At 62.0% G+C, this 20,075-nt stretch carries 13 protein-coding genes; 6 read left to right on the top strand and 7 right to left on the bottom strand.

Translation table 11 applies throughout. The annotated features are described in order from the left end of the window. The first annotated feature begins 540 nt into the window (after positions 1-540). The 6 genes from BFW87_RS31300 (at position 541) to BFW87_RS31275 (ending at position 7,720) form a co-directional block, all read left to right on the top strand. A complete protein-coding gene (locus tag BFW87_RS31300) occupies positions 541-2,934 on the top strand; it encodes a TonB-dependent receptor plug domain-containing protein (RefSeq protein WP_078743574.1) in 2,394 nt (797 codons plus the stop codon). A 16-nt stretch (positions 2,935-2,950) separates the two neighbouring features. Then, positions 2,951-3,916: an amino acid ABC transporter permease gene (locus BFW87_RS31295; protein ID WP_078743572.1), complete on the top strand. Its 966-nt coding sequence runs from the start codon at positions 2,951-2,953 to the stop codon at positions 3,914-3,916. After that, on the top strand, positions 3,909-4,682 hold the full coding sequence (locus BFW87_RS31290) for an amino acid ABC transporter ATP-binding protein (RefSeq protein WP_078743571.1): 774 nt from the start codon (positions 3,909-3,911) through the stop codon (positions 4,680-4,682). Before BFW87_RS31295 ends, BFW87_RS31290 begins: the two co-directional genes overlap by 8 nt. A 17-nt stretch (positions 4,683-4,699) precedes the next feature. After that, entirely contained in the window at positions 4,700-5,623 is a 924-nt protein-coding gene (locus BFW87_RS31285; RefSeq protein WP_078743570.1) for an ABC transporter substrate-binding protein, read from the top strand. Positions 5,624-5,635: 12 nt separating this feature from the next. Further along, entirely contained in the window at positions 5,636-7,219 is a 1,584-nt protein-coding gene (locus BFW87_RS31280) for a flavin monoamine oxidase family protein (RefSeq protein ID WP_078743569.1), read from the top strand. Positions 7,220-7,285: 66 nt separating this feature from the next. Further along, positions 7,286-7,720 carry a RidA family protein gene (locus BFW87_RS31275; protein ID WP_078743568.1) on the top strand — a complete coding sequence of 145 codons (435 nt, stop codon included), beginning with the start codon at positions 7,286-7,288 and terminating at the stop codon, positions 7,718-7,720. Between the two features lie 200 nt (positions 7,721-7,920). Here BFW87_RS31275 and BFW87_RS31270 read toward each other — a convergent pair whose 3' ends face one another. From BFW87_RS31270 to BFW87_RS31240, 7 genes are all read right to left on the bottom strand, one after another. Further along, complete coding sequence (locus BFW87_RS31270; protein ID WP_078743567.1) at positions 7,921-10,431, bottom strand: fimbria/pilus outer membrane usher protein; 2,511 nt, start codon at positions 10,429-10,431, stop codon at positions 7,921-7,923. Between the two features lie 85 nt (positions 10,432-10,516). Continuing rightward, positions 10,517-11,257 (bottom strand): fimbrial biogenesis chaperone, encoded by a 741-nt coding sequence (locus BFW87_RS31265; RefSeq protein WP_078743566.1) that lies wholly within the window; start codon positions 11,255-11,257, stop codon positions 10,517-10,519. Between the two features lie 73 nt (positions 11,258-11,330). Then, positions 11,331-11,933: a fimbrial protein gene (locus BFW87_RS31260; protein ID WP_078743565.1), complete on the bottom strand. Its 603-nt coding sequence runs from the start codon at positions 11,931-11,933 to the stop codon at positions 11,331-11,333. Positions 11,934-12,118: 185 nt separating this feature from the next. Beyond that, positions 12,119-12,766 carry a response regulator gene (locus BFW87_RS31255; protein WP_078743564.1) on the bottom strand — a complete coding sequence of 216 codons (648 nt, stop codon included), beginning with the start codon at positions 12,764-12,766 and terminating at the stop codon, positions 12,119-12,121. A gap of 67 nt (positions 12,767-12,833) precedes the next feature. Next, the gene (locus BFW87_RS31250; RefSeq protein ID WP_078743563.1) at positions 12,834-15,989 is read right to left on the bottom strand and encodes a hybrid sensor histidine kinase/response regulator; all 3,156 of its coding nucleotides are present in this window, start codon (positions 15,987-15,989) and stop codon (positions 12,834-12,836) included. Positions 15,990-16,071: 82 nt separating this feature from the next. Next, a complete protein-coding gene (locus tag BFW87_RS31245; protein WP_078743562.1) occupies positions 16,072-17,265 on the bottom strand; it encodes an EAL domain-containing response regulator in 1,194 nt (397 codons plus the stop codon). Then, on the bottom strand, positions 17,252-20,050 hold the full coding sequence (locus BFW87_RS31240; protein ID WP_078743561.1) for an ATP-binding protein: 2,799 nt from the start codon (positions 20,048-20,050) through the stop codon (positions 17,252-17,254). Before BFW87_RS31240 ends, BFW87_RS31245 begins: the two co-directional genes overlap by 14 nt. Between the last annotated feature and the right edge of the window lie 25 nt (positions 20,051-20,075).

The following is a 20,075-nucleotide window of genomic DNA, read 5'->3' as shown; positions in this document are numbered from 1 at the left end:
TGGATGGCGCGTGGCGGCGGCCCCCCAAATCAATGTCGGATTACGGGCACACCGAAGCGTGAGCGAGGTGCCGAGTGTTGGGGCAAGAGCCCTTTGGTTACTTTGGGGCTCTTTTCCAAAGTGACCCGCCGTAAGGGCGGAACCATACGAAGCCATCACCCAAACAACGGATCTACCCCCCGAGAATCTCAAAAAGACATTACACATATGAATAAAACAACCAAAAAATAATGAATTCCAAGAATATTAGCTTATGCCCAAATAGCATTATATTTTTAAAATCCATTCCGTTATGTTTGATCGCAACAGCCTACCCCTGACCTCGGATGGTACCAATCGTGATTCGGATTCTGCGCTGCACCACCGGGTAACCACCCCGCAGCAGAATCGTTGGAAGGGAGTTCAACGTATGTTGCCAATTCAAACCCCGCACTCGCCCCACACCTAGCTCCAAATCGCCGACACACCCCCCGAAAAAACGAGCACCGCGCCCGCCCGCGTGACTGCCCGACTTCGCGATTTGGAACGTTTGGAGTGGCTATGAAGCAAGTCTTGCAACCCACCGCCGCACTGGCGCTGGCCCTGCTGGCAAACACTGCCCAGGCCCAGGACGACAGCACCCTGTCCACCGTGGTGGTCACCGGCAACCGTGGCGCCGAACAACGCACCGTCACCAGCAGCCCGGTGCCGATCGATGTGGTCAGCGCCAAGCAATTGCAAAGCACCGGCAAGCCCGGTCTGATGGAAGCCCTGAGCGCCGTAATCCCCTCACTGAGCCTGCCGGAAAAAACCGGTTGGGACGCCAGCGGCATTGCCCGGGCGCCGAACCTGCGCGGTTTGAGTGCTGCCGAAGTGCTGGTGCTGGTCAACGGCAAACGCCGCCACACCAGCGCCACCCTGAACATCAATGGCATCAACACCGGCGCAGCGCCGGCTGACCTTGATCTGATCCCGATCAGCGCCATCGACCACGTCGAAGTCCTGCGCGACGGCGCCGCCGCTCAATACGGCTCCGATGCCATCGCTGGCGTGATCAACGTGATCCTCAAGGCTGACACCAGTGGCACCGCAGTCACCAACATCGGCCAGGGCTATGACGGCAAGAAACAGACCGTGCAGCAAAGCCTCAACAAAGGGTTCGAAATCGGCAACGGCGGCATCGTGCAACTGGCCCTCGATGCGCGCAGCCAGAATGACGACAACAAGGCTAGCGCCAATGGCTACAGCTATGCACAAGCCTTCGATCAAGCGGGCCGAGCGACCTATGGCGGTTATGGCACCCCGAAGACCAACCTGCTGACCCTGGGCTATAACGCCGAGTTGCCGGTCGACGACAGCTTCAGCCTGTACTCCTTCACCACTTACTCACGGCGCAAGGCCGAGCAGGGGCAGAACTTCCGCCTGCCGACCATCACCAACACCATCACCACCGGGCCAAATGGTTACCCGGCCGGCTACACGCCGACCTGGTACATCGACGAGGACGATTTCCAGGCCGCGTTCGGCGGCAAAGGCACGGTCGGCGAATGGGACTGGGACCTGTCCACCACTTACGGGCGCAACGAGGCGGAGCAGGGCACCACCCACAACCAGAACCCGTCCCTTGGCGAATACACGCCGAACAGCTTCACCTCCGGCACCTGGATTTCCACCGAGCTGACCACCAACCTCGACTTCAAGCGCGGCTTCGACATCGGCCTGCAAAAGCCGCTGGACCTGTCCTACGGTTTCGAGCACCGGCGCGACACCTATGAAGTGCAGGCCGGGGACTACGCGTCCTACGCCAACGGCGGCTACTGCGTGGCGCCGGGCAATTGCGCGTCGTCCGGGGCCCAGGTCACCAACGGCATCTCGCCGGACGAAGAAAGCAGCGCCTCGCGCAACAGCTTGGCGAGTTACGTCGACGTGGGCTTCAACCCGCTTCCGGATTGGTACGTCGGCACCGCGTTGCGCTATGAGCATTACAACGAAGGCGTCGGCGCCACCCGCAGCGGCAAGCTGACCACCCGCTACGACTTCACCCCACAATTCGCCGTGCGCGCCACCGTCAGCAATGGCTTTCGTGCGCCGTCTCTGGCCAACAGCCTGTTCAGCGCGCGCTCCACCACCTATGGCGTGGTGGACGGTGTGTATCAGTCGATCAACTACGGCGTGCTGCCGGTCAGTTCGGCAGCGGCCAAGGCCCTTGGCGCGCAGGATTTGAAACCCGAACGCTCGACCAACTTCAGCCTCGGTTTCACCCTCACGCCCACCGATCGCCTGAACTTCACCGCCGACGCCTACGTGATCAACCTGCGCGACCGCATCACCCTCACCGGCACCTTGCTCGGCCCTGAAATCACCCAGGTGTTGCAGAACAGCGGCATCAACTCCACCTCCGGCGGCCAGTACTTTCTCAACGGTGCCGACACCCGCACCAAGGGCGTGGACCTGGTCAGCAACTACAACCAGGACATCGGTCAGTACGGTTCACTGAAGTGGACGGCGGCGTTCAACTGGAACCAGACCAAGATCCTCAATTACAAGGAATCCACCACCATCCTCGGTACTTCCTATGACTTGATGGACCGCCAGGCCCGAGGCTTGATCACCGACGTGCAGCCCAAGACCAAGCTGATCCTGGGCGGCGACTGGAGCATCGACCGCTTCAACCTCAACCTGGCCCTGACGCGCTACGGCTCGTACAAAGAGGTCAACGTCTCCGCCGACCGCAGCCTGGACCGGGTCTACAGCGCCAAATGGATCACCGACCTGGACCTTGGCTACAACCTCACCAAAGACCTCAACATCGCCATCGGCGCCAAGAACCTGTTCGACCAATACCCCAAGAAACAAGGCGTTCCGAGCAGCACCATGGTCGCGAGCTACGGCACCTATTCGCCCTACGGTTTTACCGGCGGGTACTACTACACCCGCTTGACCTATGCCTTCTGAGGCCGAGGAATAAAACATGCCCATTGTCGCCAAATCCTATGACCTGATTGATCAGCCCGGTGTGGCTCGCCAGGCGCGTGTCTCCACACCGATCAAGACCCTGCAAGTCGTGCCCGCGCGGCATCCGTGGCGCTGGGCCGGGTCGATCTTTGCCGCGCTGGTGCTGTTGGCTATCGCCCATTCCCTGGCCACCAACCCGCGTTGGGAGTGGGGCGTATTCGGCCAGTGGTTTTTCTCGCCGTCGGTGCTGCGCGGCCTGGGCCAGACGCTGTTGCTGACGCTGCTCAGCACCGTATTCAGCGCCATCCTCGGCACTGCGCTGGCCTTGGCGCGGTTGTCGGGTTCACCTCTGCTGGCGGCATTGGCCTGGGGCTATATCTGGTTCTTTCGCTCGATGCCGGCGTTGCTGGTGTTGATCATCCTTTACAACTTTGCCTACCTGTATGACCACATCGTGCTGGGCATTCCGTTCACCGAAGTGGTGTTCGCCGAGTGGTCCACCGTGGACGTACTCAGCCAGTTCACCGTAGCCGTATTGGGCCTGAGCCTGATGCAGGCGGCGTACGCGGCAGAGATCATTCGCGGCGGCCTGATCGGCGTGGACGCCGGCCAGCATGAAGCGGCGGCGGCGCTGGGTTTGCCGGCCTCGCGACGGATCTTCCGGATCATCCTGCCACAGGCGCTGCGCTCGATTCTGCCCTCGGGCTTCAACGAAATCATCGGCCTGGTCAAAGGCACGTCCATTGTCTACGTGCTGGCGCTGCCGGAGCTGTTCTACACCGTGCAGGTCATCTACAACCGCACCCAGGCGGTGATCCCGCTGCTGATTGTGGCGACCGTCTGGTACTTGATCATCACCACCGTGCTGACCAGTGCCCAGTACTACGTCGAGCGCCATTTCGCCCGTGGCACTGCGCGGGTGTTGCCGCCCACGCCGCTGCAACGCGTACGCCGCTGGCTCAAGGAGCACACCCATGAGTGAAGCCCGCGCCGGCCGTATCCAGATCCAGGGCGTGGGCAAGCGCTTTGGCAACCAGCAGGTGTTGAAAGACATCGACCTGACTATTGATCCGGGCAAGGTCACAGTGATTCTCGGGCCATCGGGCTCGGGCAAATCCACCCTGCTGCGCACCATCAATCACCTGGAGAAAATCGACAGCGGGCACATCACCATCGACGGTGAATACGTTGGCTACCGACGCCAGGGCGACCTGCTCTACGAACTCAAGGAGCGCGAGATTCTCAAGCGCCGCATCGACGTCGGTTTTGTGTTCCAGAACTTCAACCTGTTCCCGCACCTCACCGCCTGGGAAAACATCGCCGAGGCACCGCTGGCCCACAAGCGCTGGAGCAAGGCCGACGCGCAGGCCAAGGCCTCCGAACTGCTGGCCAAGGTTGGCCTGGCAGACAAGGTCGACGCCTACCCGCGCCAGCTCTCCGGCGGCCAGCAACAGCGCGTCGCCATTGCCCGCGCGTTGGCGCTGGACCCCAAAGTGCTCCTGTTCGATGAACCCACCTCGGCCCTCGACCCGGAGCTGGTGGGCGAAGTCCTCGACGTGATCAAGGGCCTGACCCAATTGGGCGTGACCCTGGTGATCGTCACTCACGAGATCGGCTTTGCCCGCGAGGTGGCCGACCACGTGGTGTTTCTCTGCGACGGCCAACTGATCGAAGAAGGCCCGCCCGAACAGATTTTTCGCCAACCCCGACACCCCCGCACCGCGGCCTTTCTCGGCAAGGTGCTTTAGTTCAAGGAGTGACTGCCATGTTTATCTCTACTGCCCGCGTGGCCTTGCTGACGCTCGCCGTCAGCACCGCGCAAACCGCGTTCGCCGTGCAACAGGTCGACCTCAGCCCAGATCGCCCGCGTATTCATGCACCGCGCAATGACGCGGCCATTGCGCAGATCCCGCCGGGCTTCAAGTTCGCCCAACCCGGCAAGTTCACCGTGGCCGTGTCCGGCGTGGCCGGGCCACCTTTGGCGCTGCTGGCCAACGACGACAAGACCACCATCGGCAGCGAAGCCGACACCGCGCAGTTGGTGGCCGACAGTCTGGGCCTGCAACTCAACGTGGTGCAGACCAGCTGGGAAGACTGGCCGCTGGGCGTTAGCTCGGGCAAATACGACGCGGTGATCAGCAACGTCACCGTGACCGAAGCGCGCAAGAAGCGTTTTGACTTCGCCACCTATCGCCAGGATGTGCTGGGGTTTTATGTCAAGACCAGCAGCAAGATCAGCGAGATCAAACAAGCCTCGGACATCGCCGGGCTGAAGATCATCGTTGGCTCCGGCACCAACCAGGAAAAGGTCCTGCTGGCCTGGAACGAGGCGAATGAAAAAGCCGGGATCAAGCCTGCGCTGTTGCAGTACTTCGACGACCAGGCCGCCGGGCAACTGGCGGTGCAATCCGGTCGCAGCGATGCGCTGTTCGGGCCCAACTCGGTGTACGCCTATTCCGCCGCGATCACCGGCGGCATCAAGCTCGTCGGCACGGTGAACGGTGGCTGGCCATTGAAGGCGGATATCGCCGTGACCACGCGCAAGGACAACGGCCTGGTTCAGCCGATCCACACCGCGCTGCAAGGCGCGATTGCCGGCGGCCAATACGAGCAGGTGCTGCAACGCTGGGGCCTGGATATCGAGCGCGTCGACACGTCGCTGATCAACCCACCCGGCCTGCCGGATTAAGGAGTCGCGATTATGGGACTGACACGACGTGAAGCGCTGTCGAGCATCGCCGCGGTGGGCGGTGAAAAGGCCGTCAAGGATGCGCTGGCGGTATTGGGTTTGGGGCCGTCGTCACACCGCCGCCCGCAGCCATTGAAACTCAAGGAAGGCCTGGGGCAGGGCACCCGCGTGCTGGTGCTGGGCGCCGGGATTGCCGGGCTGGTCACCGCGCTGGAGCTGACCCGCGCCGGGTTCACGGTGCAAGTGCTGGAGGCCCGTGACCGCGTGGGCGGGCGTACCTGGACGCTGCGCAATGGCGACCGCGTGGACTACAAGGATGGTCGTACGCAAACCGTGGCATTCGATAAAGGCCACTATTTCAACGCAGGCCCGGCAAGGATTCCCAGCCAGCACCGGACGATTCTCGACTATTGCAGCGAACTGGGGGTGCCGCTGGAAGTGCTGGTCAACAGCAGCCATGGCGCCCAGGTACGCCCGGACGTGCAGCAACCGGCGTTCACCGTTGGCCAGGCGATCAACGATGCGCGCGGTCATCTGTCGGGCTTGCTGGCCAAAGCCGTGCAGCGCGACGCCCTTGATGACGTGTTGAGCAGCGAAGAGCGCACGCGCTTGCTGGCGTTTTTGCAGGTCTATGGCGACCTGTCGCAAGAGCTGGCGTTTGAGGGCAGCCTGCGTTCCGGTCACCTGGAGTCGCCTGCGCATCCGGGCGCATTGCCGCCCAGCGCCAGGCCGATCAGCCTGGAGCGTTTGCTGCACCCGGAACTGTGGGGCGCGTTGTTGCACACCGAGTTTCCGGAGTTTTCCGCGACCATGTTTCAACCGGTCGGCGGCATGGACCGCATCACCGATGCGTTCTACGGGCGCGTGCGTGAGCACGTGCAACTGGGCGCCCAAGTGCGCCGGATCCGCCAGCGGGAAGATGGTGTGGCGGTGACTTATCACGACAATCACACCGGGCGTGAACAGGTAGTACGCGCTGATTACTTGATCTCCACGCTGCCATTGCCGCTGCTGGCCAAGCTCGACACCGACTTCAGTGACCCGATCAAGGCCGCGCTGCTCAGTACGCGCAGCGACCAGGCGACCAAAGTGGCGTGGCAGTCCCCGCGCTTCTGGGAAACCGACTACCGCACCTACGGCGGCCTGTCGTGGATCGAACACCCGGCGCACCTGTTGTGGTACCCGAGCAACGACCTCAACACCCGCGACGGCGTGCTGGTGGCGGGGTACGTGACCGGGGAGGGCGCCGACGTGTTTGGCGCCCAAGCGTTCGACCAGCAGTACGCCACGTCCAGGGAAGCCGTGGAGCTGCTGCACCCCGGCTATTCAAAGCACCTGCGCAACCCGCTGGCGGTGTCCTGGGAACAGATCCCCTACAGCGAAGGCCCGTGGCTGCAACGCGAACACTTCCCGGCCGACGCCAGCGCCTTGCTCGAAGCAGGCCACGGCCGCGTGTACTTCGCCGGAGACGGCCTGGTGCAAAGCGGCGTGGGCATCTGGCAGGAATCGGCCGCCAACTCGGCGCGCCACGTAGTCGGGCAACTGGCTGAACGCGTTCGCCAGCAACGGCACAGTGCGGCACATGCCGTGTCCTAGGCCACAAAGGGGTTTGCAGTTTTTGAAAGTTGTTTAGAAACCCATACATCATTAAGGAGATACACCATGAGCGACAGTATTCAACGCACCAGCGTCGGCGACTTTCCGATCTCGCAGACCGTCACCGTCCCGGCCTCGGCCAGCCTGATCTTTGTCAGCGGCACCTTGCCAGACCTGCACGACGCAAACGCCCCGGCAGGCACGCCCGCAGCCTATGGCGATACCGAGGTGCAGACGGTTTCGGTGTTCAACAAACTGCGCAAGATTCTTCAACAGCAAGACCTGGACCTGGGCGATATCGTGCAGTTACGCGTGTTTCTGGTCGGCGCCGAAGAGACCGGCGGCAAACTGGATTTCGCCGGGTTGCAGCGGGGTTATACGCAGTTCTTTGGCACGCCGGAGCAGCCGAACAAGCCGGCGCGTACGGCGTTGCAGGTGGTGGCGCTGCCTTTGCCCGGTGCGTTGGTGGAAGTTGAAGCCGTCGCCGCCCGCCCAGCCTGAGTCACGCGATAAAAACTGTGGTAGCGGGCTTGCTCGCGAATGCGGTGGATCAGCCACTGAATTTATCAACTGACCCACCGCATTCGCGAGCACGCCCGCCATCGCCATAGAGTACTTAATCGCCTGTTCCACCTAAGACCTGGAAAGGGCTGGCAGTAAGAGCAAAACCCATCTGGACAGTGGCTTAATCCGTCGCACATTCAAGGCGCACACACCAGCGCCTGGCGCTCATAGTTCAACGCCTTGTTCTGCGGCGCCAACGCATATTTCGCCGTGCACTGCTGCTCGCCCCATTTGATGATCAACGTGCCTTGGTCCTGCTCCACCAACGCCAGCGCATTGCCATTCGGATCAGCGATCGCCAGTTGCTTGCCGGCGGCGTCTTCCAGCGAGGCACCAAACGATAACGGCTGGTGCTGCGCGTCATACAACTCGAACAGCACACGTCGCCCGGTGGTCCCGCTGTAGTGTGCGACCACAATGGCGCCACGGCGCGGGACCAGTTGTTGGGAGGCGTTGGTGATTTCTACATCGCCGCCCAGGTCGCGGGTGTCCAGGCTGATCCAGTTGACCCGATACGGCTGCGCTGTGGGGATTACGGCATAGCCGTTGTAGCCGGTCTCGACCCCGCTGTAGCTGCTGATCTTCGCCCCGGAAATACCCGGCACTTCGGCCAGTGCGAAGGTCTCGCTGACCGTCTGCCCCAGGTTGATGCCCCCCGCGTGCGCCACCACGGAACCGGCGAGGTTGAGGTTTTGCGAGTTGTAGCCCTGACCCTGGCTGTAGCCGAGGCTGACATCCGCCACGGAGGTGCGGCTGTTGATATTCACCGAGCCCGAGTCGCCACTGGTGTCGCTGTGACCGGCTTGCACCGAGTAGAACGTGTCGCTGGTATCGGCCACGTAGCCGTTGATCCCGGCTTGGGTGGTGGTGTCGCCATGGGTGCTGCTGGTGGTGACAAACGCCCGTGGCGCGCGGGCCTGGCTGCCCAGCGGGAACGAAATGGACAGGTTGACCTGGGTGTCGCTGCTTGGCTCGCCCCAGGTGACGATTTGCTTGGTGCGCGTCACGCCCAGGTTGTAGCTCAAGTCGCCCCAGTTGCTGGTGTAGCCGGCGGAAAAACTCTGCGAGCCGCCACGGTTCCAGTAGCGCTGATCGCTGGCGTTCATGTACAGGCTGCCGAATTCACGGTTGCGCCCGATACTCTGGTTGATGGTCAGGTCGGTGCGGGTTTTTGAGTTGCCGGTGCGCACGCGGGCGCCTTCGCTGATGTCTTCGACATGGTCGGTGAGGCTGCGGTAGCCCTCAGTGGAATAGCGGTAGGCGGCCAGGGTGAAGTTGGTGTCGGTGCCGGCAAACGTCTTGGCGTACAGCGCGCGCACGCTATTGCCTTGCGTGGTTTGCCCGCGCGCCTTGCTCGAAGAATGAGTGACATCCAGCGACACCGCGCCCAGCGAGGTGTTTCTGCCGGCACCCAGCGACAGCGCGTTGTAATCCTCGCTCGCTTGTACGCCGACGATGCCGCTGAGGTTGCTGGTCAAACCATAAGCCACGGTGCTGCTGATAAAGCGCGGCGTGGCCAAGCCGTCGGCGTTGCTGTTGAAGGTACCCGCCGAGACGCTGTACTTGATCTGGCCTTCACGCACCATGATCGGCAGGCTGGAAAACGCCTGCATCGTCACGCGGCGGCTGCCGTCGGCTTCGATCACGGTGATTTGCAGGTCGCCGTTGGAGCCGCTGGGGTAGATATCGTTGATCTCGAACGGGCCCGGCGCCACGTTGGCGGTGTAGAGGATGTAGTCGTTCTGGCGGATCTCCACCGTCGCGTTGGTCTGCGCCACGCCACGAATCACCGGCGCATAACCGCGCTCGCTGTCGGCCCGCATGCCTTCGTCGGAGGCCAGTTTCAGACCGCGATAGCGCACGCTGTCGAACAGGTCAGTGTCGGAGAAAATCTCACCGGCGCTGAACTGGCCCTTGATCGCCGTCACGTCGTGTTGCAGGTACGTGCGGTTGCTGGTGAAGGTGTTCGGGCGCCCGGTGCCGCTGCTCAGGTTGGACTCGTTGCGCAGCCGCCAGGCACCCAGGTTGATGCCGTTGCGCAGGCCCAGGTTGTTGTTGATTCGCGTCTTGTAGTCGCCGGCAGTGCGGCTGCTGTTGAGCTGGTAGTTGATGAACGCAGCTGGCACGCCTTCGTCCCACAGCTGTGGGTCGACATAGCCGCGCAGGCCCCGTTGCATGGCCGCTTGCGGGATGCTCGCCATCAAGCGCAGGCGGCTGCTGTCGTAGCGCACGCTGGCGTCTTTGATCATGTCCGCCAGGGGGTAGCATTCCAGCGGGTGCTGCGGGTCGACGTGGCCTTCGGTCTGCAAGCGGGTCATATCAACACCCAGCTGTTTAAGCAGGTCGAGGGTCAGGCAGGCTTCCACCCGGCCGTTTTGCGGGTTGCGCTTGAAGTCGATATCACGCCGCCCCACCAGCACTTCGTTGCTGTACAGGTCGACGCGGTAATTACCCGGCAGCACGCTGTTGGCAGAGAGCAATTGCTGCAAGTCGACGGGTGACTGCGAACCCTGCAAAAACGTGGTGTTGAAGGTTTCCGCAGCGTCATCGGCCAGCGCCAGCGCCGGCAGGCTGGCGGCCATCGCCAGCGACAGCGTCTTCAACTTCAGTGCGCAACGTGCGGGCCGGGTGCTGGAAAGAAAAGACATGCGAAGACCTGTGGCATCCCTGTTCAGCGCACAGCCGGGCACGCAAGCGCGCCCGCGAAGTAGGCCTGAGGGTGAGCGGAAATTCTTAAGGGTTCAGACGTGACTCAGTCGCGTAGACGGCGGCCGATACGCCGCGGGTCAGGCGTGCGCTGTACTGATTTTGCGCACCGTAGTCATTGATGCTGAAAAACGACAGCTGTACCGGGCCATTGTCGGGCAGGGCGCCGAGCGGAAACTGCTTTTGCTCGCCGGGCGCGATCATCGTGGAGTCACTGGCCAGTTGCGCCTGCACCTTCACGTCGGCCATCGACACGTGGTACAGCGTCGGGTTTTTCACTTGCAACAGCGTCTGCGCGCCGTGATGCACCAGCGTCCACTCCAGCTGCGCCGGGGCCTGCAACGCCGTACCGGGCAAGCCGGCAGGCCGGTAAAAGATCTTGATGCGTTGGCGGATCGCCAACTGCAAGGTGTTCTCAGCCGCACTGGCCTTGGGGATTTCCTGCACGTTGAGCCACACCACCGACTCGCGGTCCGTGGGCATACCTGTGCCTTCGTACAGAATGCGCAGCAGTTGTTGTTCCTTGGCAAACACACGTGCCAATGGAGGGGTTACGGCAAACGGCGCGCGGCTGCCGCTGGCGTCGTTCATGTCGACCCAGGACTGCACCAAGACCTCCTGATTGCCGTTACGCACGGTGATATTGGCTTCCTTGTGGTCACCATCAAACACGATTCGGGTGGCATTCAATGAAATGCTGGCGCCTGCCGGGGTCGCCAGAAGCAGGCCCAGCAGCCCCAGGCACGCGGCAAAAGAACGAGGCAGCATGAGGTTTATCCGGTGAAGTCAAAAGAAATGGCGAGGCCGCAGGGCCTCGCGCGTTCGGTGCCCAGGCGCCGAGTTATTCGTATTGCAGGATGAACGGCAGGGTAGCATCACCGCGACCTGCGACGGCCGAACCGGCAGCACCGGTGGTCACGTAGGCGGCTGCGAAGCTCAGGGTGGCGTCGCCGCCCTCGGTGCCTTGGCCGTGCATGGTGCTTTCAATGCGTGCGGTGGTTGGCGAGCTGAGGTTGATCAGGCCACCGTTGCTGTCGAGCAGGGCGATACCGACGTTTTTAGCCGACGCAGAACCGGCGTTCAGGGCCAGTACGTTCTTGCCGGTCACCAGGCCCGAACCGCCATTGTTGGCATCAAAAATCATCGCGACTTTGGTGCCTTGGTTGCAGTTGACGTTCAGGTTGAAGTCTTTGGCAGTCACGCGGCCGGCGGTCGGGTTTTCTGCGGTGCCCATGTCCTTGATCGAGACGTTGCCCATGTCGACCGAAATGCTGCGATCGGAGTTGGCGCCGTCTACCGAGCATGCGTCGTTATTGATGATGCCGGTGAAGGTGATTTTACCGCTGCCACCCAGGGTCGGAGCAGGCGCTGTTTCTTCGGCAAACGCACTGCCGGAAGCCGCGATAATGGCCGAGGCGATAACAGCCAGGGAAAACTTCTTCATGATGATGTCCGTAAGTGTTAGTTGAAAAAATGCTGTTGTTGAACTGCCAGGAAAGAGTAAGCGACAGAGGCGGGCAGGCGAATAAGACGATTCTTATAAGCCGCGGAGCAGAGGGCTCGAAGGGCCCTGGACTGCGATGAATCCGGGGCAAAGCCATTGCTGGGGAATGGCTTGCGAAGGGTGTGTCAGTTGAAAATATTGCGTGCCAGACAATAGGCCAGCAGGTCCTGATCACTGCTGACTTCCAGTTTGCGCATGGCCGAAATTTTCTGCGCGCTGATGGTTTTCGAACTGCGGTTCTGGCTGCGCGCAATGTCACTCACGCTCATGCCGGAGATAAACAAGCGCAGGATTTCAAACTCTTTGGGCGACAGCGTGGAAAAGCGTTCGTCGATGGCCGTGAGTGTCTCGATCACTGAGGTTTTCGCCGGCTCCAGGCTGCGATAGACACCCTGTAGCGCAATCGCTTTGAGGGCGAGTTGAATTTCGGTGTGCAGCTGGCTCTTCTGGATGATGCCGACCACGCCCAACTCCTGCAGACGGGTGAGGATCAGGTGGTTGGAGATCATCGTCAGGATCAGAATCTGCACCTGTGGAAAGTGCCGTTTCAGGTACTCCACCAGCTTCAGCCCATCGCCATAAGGCGAGTCGCCCGGCATGTTGTAGTCGGTGATCACAATGTCGGCGCCCTGACGCTGCAACAGCTCGATCAGGCCCGCCGAGCAGACGGCCTCACCCACGACCTGAAAGCGCGTATCACGCTCCACCAGTTCGCGTACCCCGAGCAGCACGATCGGGTGATCGTCCGCGATAACCACGTTGAATGTTTTCATAAAGGCCGTCCGTAATGCCGGTTCAAGTGAGGGAAGCGTTCCCGGGCTGAAGGTCAGTGCGCAGTCGTCACGTGAGTGTCTCCAGAACGGCCGACAGGCGTTGTGTCAGCGCCTTGACCTTGAGCCCCAGCGCGGTGTCCAGGCTGCCACGGTTGAGGGCGTTTTCCAGCTCGATGCAGGCTTGGGCCAGGCTCAGTGCCTGCACTGCGCCGAGTGCGCCGGCGGTGGCGTGCAGCAATTGGCCGAGGACGTGCGCATTGCGTTGCTCCAGCGCCTCATCGATGCGTTGCAGGTCGTGCCTCAGGCTGCTGATGAACAACGGTCGCATCCTGTCTGACATCTGCACGTTGTCGTCGAACTGCTCGGCCGGCGGCTCTACCGGTAGCCTGATTTTGCACAACTTGATCAGATGAGCGCGCAAGGTTTGCAGGCTCAAGGGTTTGACGATCCACGCATTCATGCCCACGGCCAGGCAACGCACACCTTCCTCACGCATCGCGTTGGCGGTGACGCCAATGATCGGCAGTTGCGGGTCATGCTCGCGCAGCGTTCTGGCGAGTTCATAGCCGTTCATCAACGGCATGTTCACGTCGGTCAACACCAGGTCAAAGGCCTGCGGTTGCCAGCGCTGCAGCGCCTGCTCGCCATTGGCGGCCAGGGTGACCGAGCAGCCAAGCGCCTGCAGTTGTTCCTTGATCACCGCCTGGTTGACCGGGTTGTCCTCGGCCACCAGGATACGCAGGCCCAATTGCCCCGCGCTTTGTGGCCGGGCGGTAGGCGGTGGCTCATGCCGGCCATGTTGTGCCAGTGACACGGTGGCGGCAATTGCACGCACGTCGTGCAGATCCACCACCCAACCCCGTTCAGTGCGCAGGGGCGGGCTGTGTGCACCCGGCACGCACAAAACGCGCTGGCCTGCCCATGGGCGGGCGCGATCGCCGGGCAATATGTCCACCAGCACGCCGTGCTCTCGGTGCTGATCCTGTGCAGGCGCGGCGAGGGCCGCGGCCACGCCCAGGCGGTTGAGCCAGTCACACAGCGATTGTGCCAGCTCTGGCACCGGCGCCTGCACACACACCGGCGTCGCGCTGGGTTCCATCAGGGGAATGTTCGGCAATACGCCTGCGCACAACGGCAAACGCATTTTGAGGGTGAAGCTGCTGCCCAGGCCGGGCTCACTGACCACCCGGATTTCGCCGTCCATCATTTGCGCCAGCCACCGGCAAATCGGCAGGCCCAGGCCGGCACCGCCTTCACTGGCGGTGTCGGGAGCCTGATAAAACAGGTCGAACAGCTTGGCTTGTTGCGCTTCGGGGATGCCCACGCCGGAGTCGGTCACTTGCCATTCCAGCTCGACGCTCCCCGTGTCGCGTGCAGTCACCCGGGCCCGCAGCACCACGCGCCCGACGTCGGTGAACTTGAGCGCGTTGCTCACCAGGTTGTTGAGGATCTGGCGGATGCGCATCGGGTCGCCCATGACACAGTCCGGCAACTGCGAGTCGATACAACTATAAAGTTGCAGGCCCTTGCGCTGGGCGAATGCAGCATAGGTGTGCAAGGTGTCTTCGAGCATGTCCAGCGGGCAGAACTCCACGGCCTCGATTGCCATCTGCCCGGACTCGATTTTTGACACGTCGAGCACATCGCTGATCAGCTGGAACAGCGTCGCCGACGAGCGCTGGATGGTGTGCAGATAAGCGTTCTGCTGCGGGTCCAGTTCGGTCAGGCCAAGCAGTTCAAGGGTGCCGAGCACGCCATACAGCGGTGTGCGGATTTCGTGGCTCATGGTCGCCAGGAACAGCGTCTTGGCTTCGTTGGCGGCATCGGCGGCGCGGCGCGCATCTTCCAGGGCGGAGGCGTCGTCAACGTGCCGGGTGATGTCATTGAATGCATACAGGCGCACGTCTTCGGATTGATAGCGCGTGGACACAAAACCGATCTGCAGGTGCCGGCCTTCGATTTCGAGGTGGGTCTCGCCGCTGTCGGCGCTGTCGTGCACACCGGCCAGGGCCGCCACCAGGCGCTCGCTACCCGGCCACTGCTGGGCGCGCTGGTTTTCGATCAGCACGTTGTTGTCGCTGCGCCGGACCACGCACAACCCGGTGGGCGCGGTGTCGATGATCACGCGGCTGAACGCCACGCTCTCGGCAATGCGCTCGTGCGCCAGGCGGGCAGGCGTTATTACCTGGCGCCGGTACCAGCGGCTACCGGCCCAGCCCAGGGCAATCAGGCTGGCAAACAGCAGGGCCAGGCTGCTCAGCGGCCACAAGGCGTAGTGGAAAAAATGCGCGTAACTGAGCGCATAAACCGCACTCCAGGGTTGCTCACTGGCCTGGGTAATCTTGAATTCGAAGCCGTTCGCCTTGAAGTGCACGCCGTCGCTTTGGGCAGTCTCCAACGCTTGCGTGCTGTTAAAGGTCGTGCCGTCGGGGGCAATCAGGGTGAAGCGGTCGAACGCCGAACGGTCCAGCGCGCGCTGTATGTCATCGACTTGTGCCAGGTCGAGCAGGGTGCCAACCACCGCCTGGCTCTTGCCGTCGAGGGGCAGGCCGATGTACGCCAACAAGTGTTCGGGTGCCGGGCCCGCCTGCCAATACACGCGGTCCTGTTCCAGCACCCGGGGCGTCTGCGCGAGGGTTTCCTGAACTGCGTTGACCAACCCCGCCGGGTTGTCGGCGTCTGTCGGACTGTCGCCGTGGCGGTAGCCCACCGACGGAATCGTGAGGGTGTAGTGGGCTTGGCGATTGAACACAAACGTCTGTGGCGCCTCGAAGGGCGACGACGACCAGAACGCACTGTAGTAGCTGGTGAGGTGCGCGCCGAGGGCAAAAATCTGCGGTCGGGCGGCGATATCCACGAGCTGTTCATCGAACTTGATGCTGAACGGCACCGAGAACGAGTATTTCTGGCCTTCGTACAACGTGCGGCGGGTGTCGATCATGCGGCTTTTCAGGCTGACCTGAACATGGGTTTCCCGCAGCAGCTCAGCCTGAATGCCCGGGTGCGCCAGGGTTTTGAGGTACGTCTCCTGCTGCTGGAGGTTGTCCATCAGGCGCACGAAATGAAAGCGTATCGCGCCGTAACGGATATCCACCGCCCGTTGCAGCGACCAGATATTCGTAAGGCCGAGCAGCAACACGAGCCCGAGCATCACCATCAGGCCTTTGTTCAGGCGCGAGGAGCTGCGGGTAAAGGCTTCGAGAATCGCGTTGTTGTGCTTCATCAGGGGGTTCCGCAGGCGCAGGAAAAATCGGCACAGGATGGAGCTTACTCCTTAAATCGGGCAGATAATCCATGGCCGGCTGCTAGTGAGATGTCGCGGGGCCATCATTGTTCAGCAATTGCTGAAATTGTTCTGAAGAGACTGCGTGAGAGATCAGAAAACCCTGCACTTGATTGCAGTCGATCTTGCGCAACAGCGCCAGTTGCTGGGGCGTCTCGACCCCTTCGGCAACCACGGTCAACCCCAGTTTGCGACCCAGCGCGATGATGCTCGCCAGCGCCTGGGCGATGCCTTCGTTGTCGTGGCTGCCCTGGACCAGTGCCTGGTCGATCTTGAGTTCGGTAAACGGCGTGGACACCAGGTTGAGGTAGGAGCTGTAGCCTTTGCCGAAGTCGTCCTGGGACAACCCGAAACCCTTGATGCGCAAGCGACAGGCGCCGGCGTAGAAGTTGCTGATGTCCTGCGGTACCGAACACTCCATCAGTTCAAAGCAGATCATCCCCGGGATGCCGTCGTAGTGCAGCACGAATTCCAGCAGGCGGTCGGCCAGGTCATGGCTGTTGAGCAGGTGCGTGGGCAGGTTGATCGACACCGGAATTTCATACCCGCGCAGGCGCCAGCGTTCCTGGGCATGGATGGCCTGTTTGAGCACCAGCCACAACAGGCGCTCTTCCAGTTCGAAGGCCTTGATGGCCGGCAGGAACGCAGCGGGGAGCATCACGCCTTGCTCGGGGTGCATCCAGCGCACCAGGGCTTCGGCGGCGACGATGCGCCCGTTGGCCAGGGATTTTTTCGGTTGGAACCACGCGTGAAACTGGCCGTTGCTCATGGCCTGCACCAACGTGTGGCGGTCGATATCCAGGTGTTCGGACGCGCTGGGGGAAGGTTTGCGCGCGGTGTTTTTGAGCTGGTCCACCACACTGCGCAACGCGTCGGCAGCGACCGGCTTGGAGATCAGTCCGATCACTTCCACGTCAAGGTTCTTGGCCACCAGGCTGGCCGCCATCAGCATGCGCCGCGACGCGGCGCTCATGATCGCCAGGGCCGGCTTGCAGCGCAGGTTTGCCAGGCACTGGATAAACTGCACGCCGTCCATGCCGGGCATCAGCAGGTCGGTCAGTACCAGGTCGAAATCCCGTTGGCGCAAACGCGCCAGCGCTTCCTTGCCATCCTGGGCGGTTTCGAGCATGAAATCCCCCAATTCACCCAGCAGGTGCTGCAGGTAGATGTGCTGCAGGGGATGGTCCTCGACAATCAAAATACTAAGAGGCTTCATGGGTGATCCGTGCATAAGGCGCCAGGGAGTTGAATAGAGCTCGCAACGCAAAGGGTTTGACCAGGCAATGGTTCATCCCGGCGGCCAGGCACAGGTCGGCCTCGCCGCGCATGGCGTTGGCGGTGGCCCCGATAATCGGCAACGGGCATCCCTGGCGGCGCAGTTCGCGCGCCAGTTCATAGCCGTTGATGTGGGGCATGTTGACGTCCGTCAGGACCACGTCGAAATGGCCGGCGGTGAAGAGCTGCAGCGCTTCCTGACCATCGGCCGCGAGCTCCACGGTGCAGCCGAGTTCCTCGAGTTGGTCACGCAATATCAGCTGGTTGATGATGTTGTCTTCGGCCACCAGCAGATGCAGGTTGAGCTTTTGCAGATCCCGCGGGTGCGTCGGCTCATCATTGCGGGCCACCCACAACCCTTGGGCCTGGCTGACTGCCTGGTGAATCGCACCCAAGTGGTTGAGGTTGACGTGCCACGCGCCCGCGTCAGCCTCCGGGGTGTTGCAAGCGTTGCCGCTCACGTGGATCACCGGGCCGGGCCAGTTCGGCGCCAGCAACGGGTCGACGCTGCCGGGGTGCAATTGCAGCAACAGGTGATTGTCTGGCAACGTCGGCAGGCCGCTCTGCGCGCGAGCGCCCCAGCGGCGCAGCCAGCCGCTGATGGCGTGGGCCAGCTCCGGGATCGGAGAGGCGACGTAAATGGTCTCGGCCAGCAACGGTGTCATCGGCGCGGTGGGCGCTTCTTCCAGTGGCAGAGTCAGGCTGAAACTGCTGCCCAGTCCCAGTTCGCTGACCATGCGCAGAGTGCCATTCATGAGTTCGGTCAGGCGCTGACAAATCGGCAAGCCCAAACCGGTACCGGCCACCACATGGGTGTTGCCTTCGCTCTGGTAGAACGGCTCGAAAATCAGCGCCTGGTCTTCCTGGGTGATGCCTTTGCCGGTGTCCGAGACTTGCCACAACAGGCTTGAGCGCTCGCCGTCGCGGCCGAGTACTTTGACTCGTAGCACCACACGCCCGTAATCGGTGAACTTCACCGCATTGTTGAGCAGGTTGTTGAGAATCTGACGAATACGCGTGACGTCGCCCATCAGCCGCTCCGGCAGCTTGGGATCAAAGCAGGCGTAAAGTTGCAGGCCTTTGCCCTGGGCGGCTGCGGCGTGGCCCTGGATGATTTCGTGCACCAGGTCCAGCGGCGAGAACTCGCTCAACTCCAGGGCCAGTTGCCCGGCCTCGATTTTTGACACGTCGAGGACGTCGCAGATCAATTGCAGCAAGGTCGAAGATGAACCCTCGATAGCGTGCAGGTAGTCTTTTTGCTGGGCATCCAGCTGCGTGCGGGCCAACAATTCGAGGGTGCCGAGCACGCCATACAGCGGCGTGCGGATCTCGTGGCTCATGGTCGCCAGAAACAGCGTTTTCGCGGCGTTGGCCGCATCCGCCGAGTGCCGCGCTTCTTCCAGCGCGGCCTCGACTTGCTTGCGTGCGCTGATGTCACTGAATGCACAAAACAGCACGTCTTCGCCTTTGTAGCGGGTCGGCGCGCTGCTCAGGTACAGGTGGCGGCCGTCGACCGTCTCGAAGTAATCGGAGCGCTCGCCCGGCTCGCCAACAAAGGCCTGTTCGATCCAGCCCGCGCGCAAGGCTTCGCGTTCGGGACCGTCGCCCAGCCATTGCTGGGCCAGGGTGTTCTCCAGCACCACCTGGCCGTCGGTACGGCGCAGCACGCAGAGCGCGACCGGAGCGGTCTGGATCACATCGCGGCCGAACGCCTCGCTTTCGATCAAGGCCTGGATGCGATGGATCGACGGAATGATGAAGCGCTGGTCCACGCGGCGCATCACCAGCCAGATCAGCGTCAGGCTGAACAGGCAGAACAGCAATGAACCGAGCAGCTGTTTCCACAAACCGCTGACCACGGCGCGCAAGTCAATGGAATACATCAATTGCCAGTCCGAGGATTTCAGGTGTTTGCGAATCACCAGGTGGTCGGGCAGGAAACCGTTGCCGACGAAGCCGAAAAAGCTGTCTTCCCCCGGCCTCAGGCGTTGCTGGCTCAGGCGCGCGTCATCACTGTTGGTGAACACCAGCATGCCTTGGGAGTTGAGCATCATGAACTCGCCCGCACTCTGGTCGCTGAGGGTGGTGGACACCTCGCGGCTCTCCATTTCCAGGCCCAGCCAGCCCGACTCGGCGTCGCTCTCGTCCAGGCGGATGAAAATGTACAGGTGGGAATGCTGCTCGGTCCTGTCACTCAGCCATAACTCGTTGAGTGTGGCCGGGTCACTGTGTTGCAGGGCCTTGAGGCGGTTGAGCATGCACTTGGAAATCGGTAGCACCTGCGCGGTCGCGTCATACAGCCGCGTGACCTGCGGGTTCGGCCCGGCGTTCACGTAGAGCAGGTTGAGCTGCTTGGCCTTGAGGTAGTCGCGCATGCGTGCGGTCAGCCAGAGGCTCCATTGGTTGCCCGGCGTGTCACCCAGCAGCACGTGTTGTTCTTCTGCCGACGGCGGGTAGAGCTTGGACTGCTTGCGCACGGCCGACAGGCTGAGGCTTTCGAGCAGGGCCTCGCGGTTGGTGAAAAACGTGTGGGCCTCGGCAATCGCGCTGCTCATGTAGCCGCGGCGCTGGGAAATGTCGTTATTGAAGGTCGACAGCAGAAACGTATAGACCCCGCTGAGGATGCCGATCAATAAAACGGTAGCAAAAATACGAAGCAGCCTTCTGGCTGCTTCGGGTCGGGAAAGGACGGGGTTGATCTGGAGCAGATAACTTTTCAATCGCATCGGCAGACTTTATTCGCCCGCCGGT

Origin of the sequence: Pseudomonas fluorescens (genome assembly GCF_002022275.1) — a bacterium.
Lineage (GTDB): Bacteria > Pseudomonadota > Gammaproteobacteria > Pseudomonadales > Pseudomonadaceae > Aquipseudomonas > Aquipseudomonas fluorescens_AJ.
Note: the sequence above shows the minus strand (reverse complement) of the source record. Positions and strands in the feature narration are given on the sequence as shown.

Coding starts and splice junctions, on each gene's coding strand:
- BFW87_RS31300 (WP_078743574.1), top strand. CDS start 541: ATGAAGCAAGTCTTGCAACCCACCGCCGCACTGGCGCTGGCCCTGCTG.
- BFW87_RS31295 (WP_078743572.1), top strand. CDS start 2,951: ATGCCCATTGTCGCCAAATCCTATGACCTGATTGATCAGCCCGGTGTG.
- BFW87_RS31290 (WP_078743571.1), top strand. CDS start 3,909: ATGAGTGAAGCCCGCGCCGGCCGTATCCAGATCCAGGGCGTGGGCAAG.
- BFW87_RS31285 (WP_078743570.1), top strand. CDS start 4,700: ATGTTTATCTCTACTGCCCGCGTGGCCTTGCTGACGCTCGCCGTCAGC.
- BFW87_RS31280 (WP_078743569.1), top strand. CDS start 5,636: ATGGGACTGACACGACGTGAAGCGCTGTCGAGCATCGCCGCGGTGGGC.
- BFW87_RS31275 (WP_078743568.1), top strand. CDS start 7,286: ATGAGCGACAGTATTCAACGCACCAGCGTCGGCGACTTTCCGATCTCG.
- BFW87_RS31270 (WP_078743567.1), bottom strand. CDS start 10,431: ATGTCTTTTCTTTCCAGCACCCGGCCCGCACGTTGCGCACTGAAGTTG.
- BFW87_RS31265 (WP_078743566.1), bottom strand. CDS start 11,257: ATGCTGCCTCGTTCTTTTGCCGCGTGCCTGGGGCTGCTGGGCCTGCTT.
- BFW87_RS31260 (WP_078743565.1), bottom strand. CDS start 11,933: ATGAAGAAGTTTTCCCTGGCTGTTATCGCCTCGGCCATTATCGCGGCT.
- BFW87_RS31255 (WP_078743564.1), bottom strand. CDS start 12,766: ATGAAAACATTCAACGTGGTTATCGCGGACGATCACCCGATCGTGCTG.
- BFW87_RS31250 (WP_078743563.1), bottom strand. CDS start 15,989: ATGAAGCACAACAACGCGATTCTCGAAGCCTTTACCCGCAGCTCCTCG.
- BFW87_RS31245 (WP_078743562.1), bottom strand. CDS start 17,265: ATGAAGCCTCTTAGTATTTTGATTGTCGAGGACCATCCCCTGCAGCAC.
- BFW87_RS31240 (WP_078743561.1), bottom strand. CDS start 20,050: ATGCGATTGAAAAGTTATCTGCTCCAGATCAACCCCGTCCTTTCCCGA.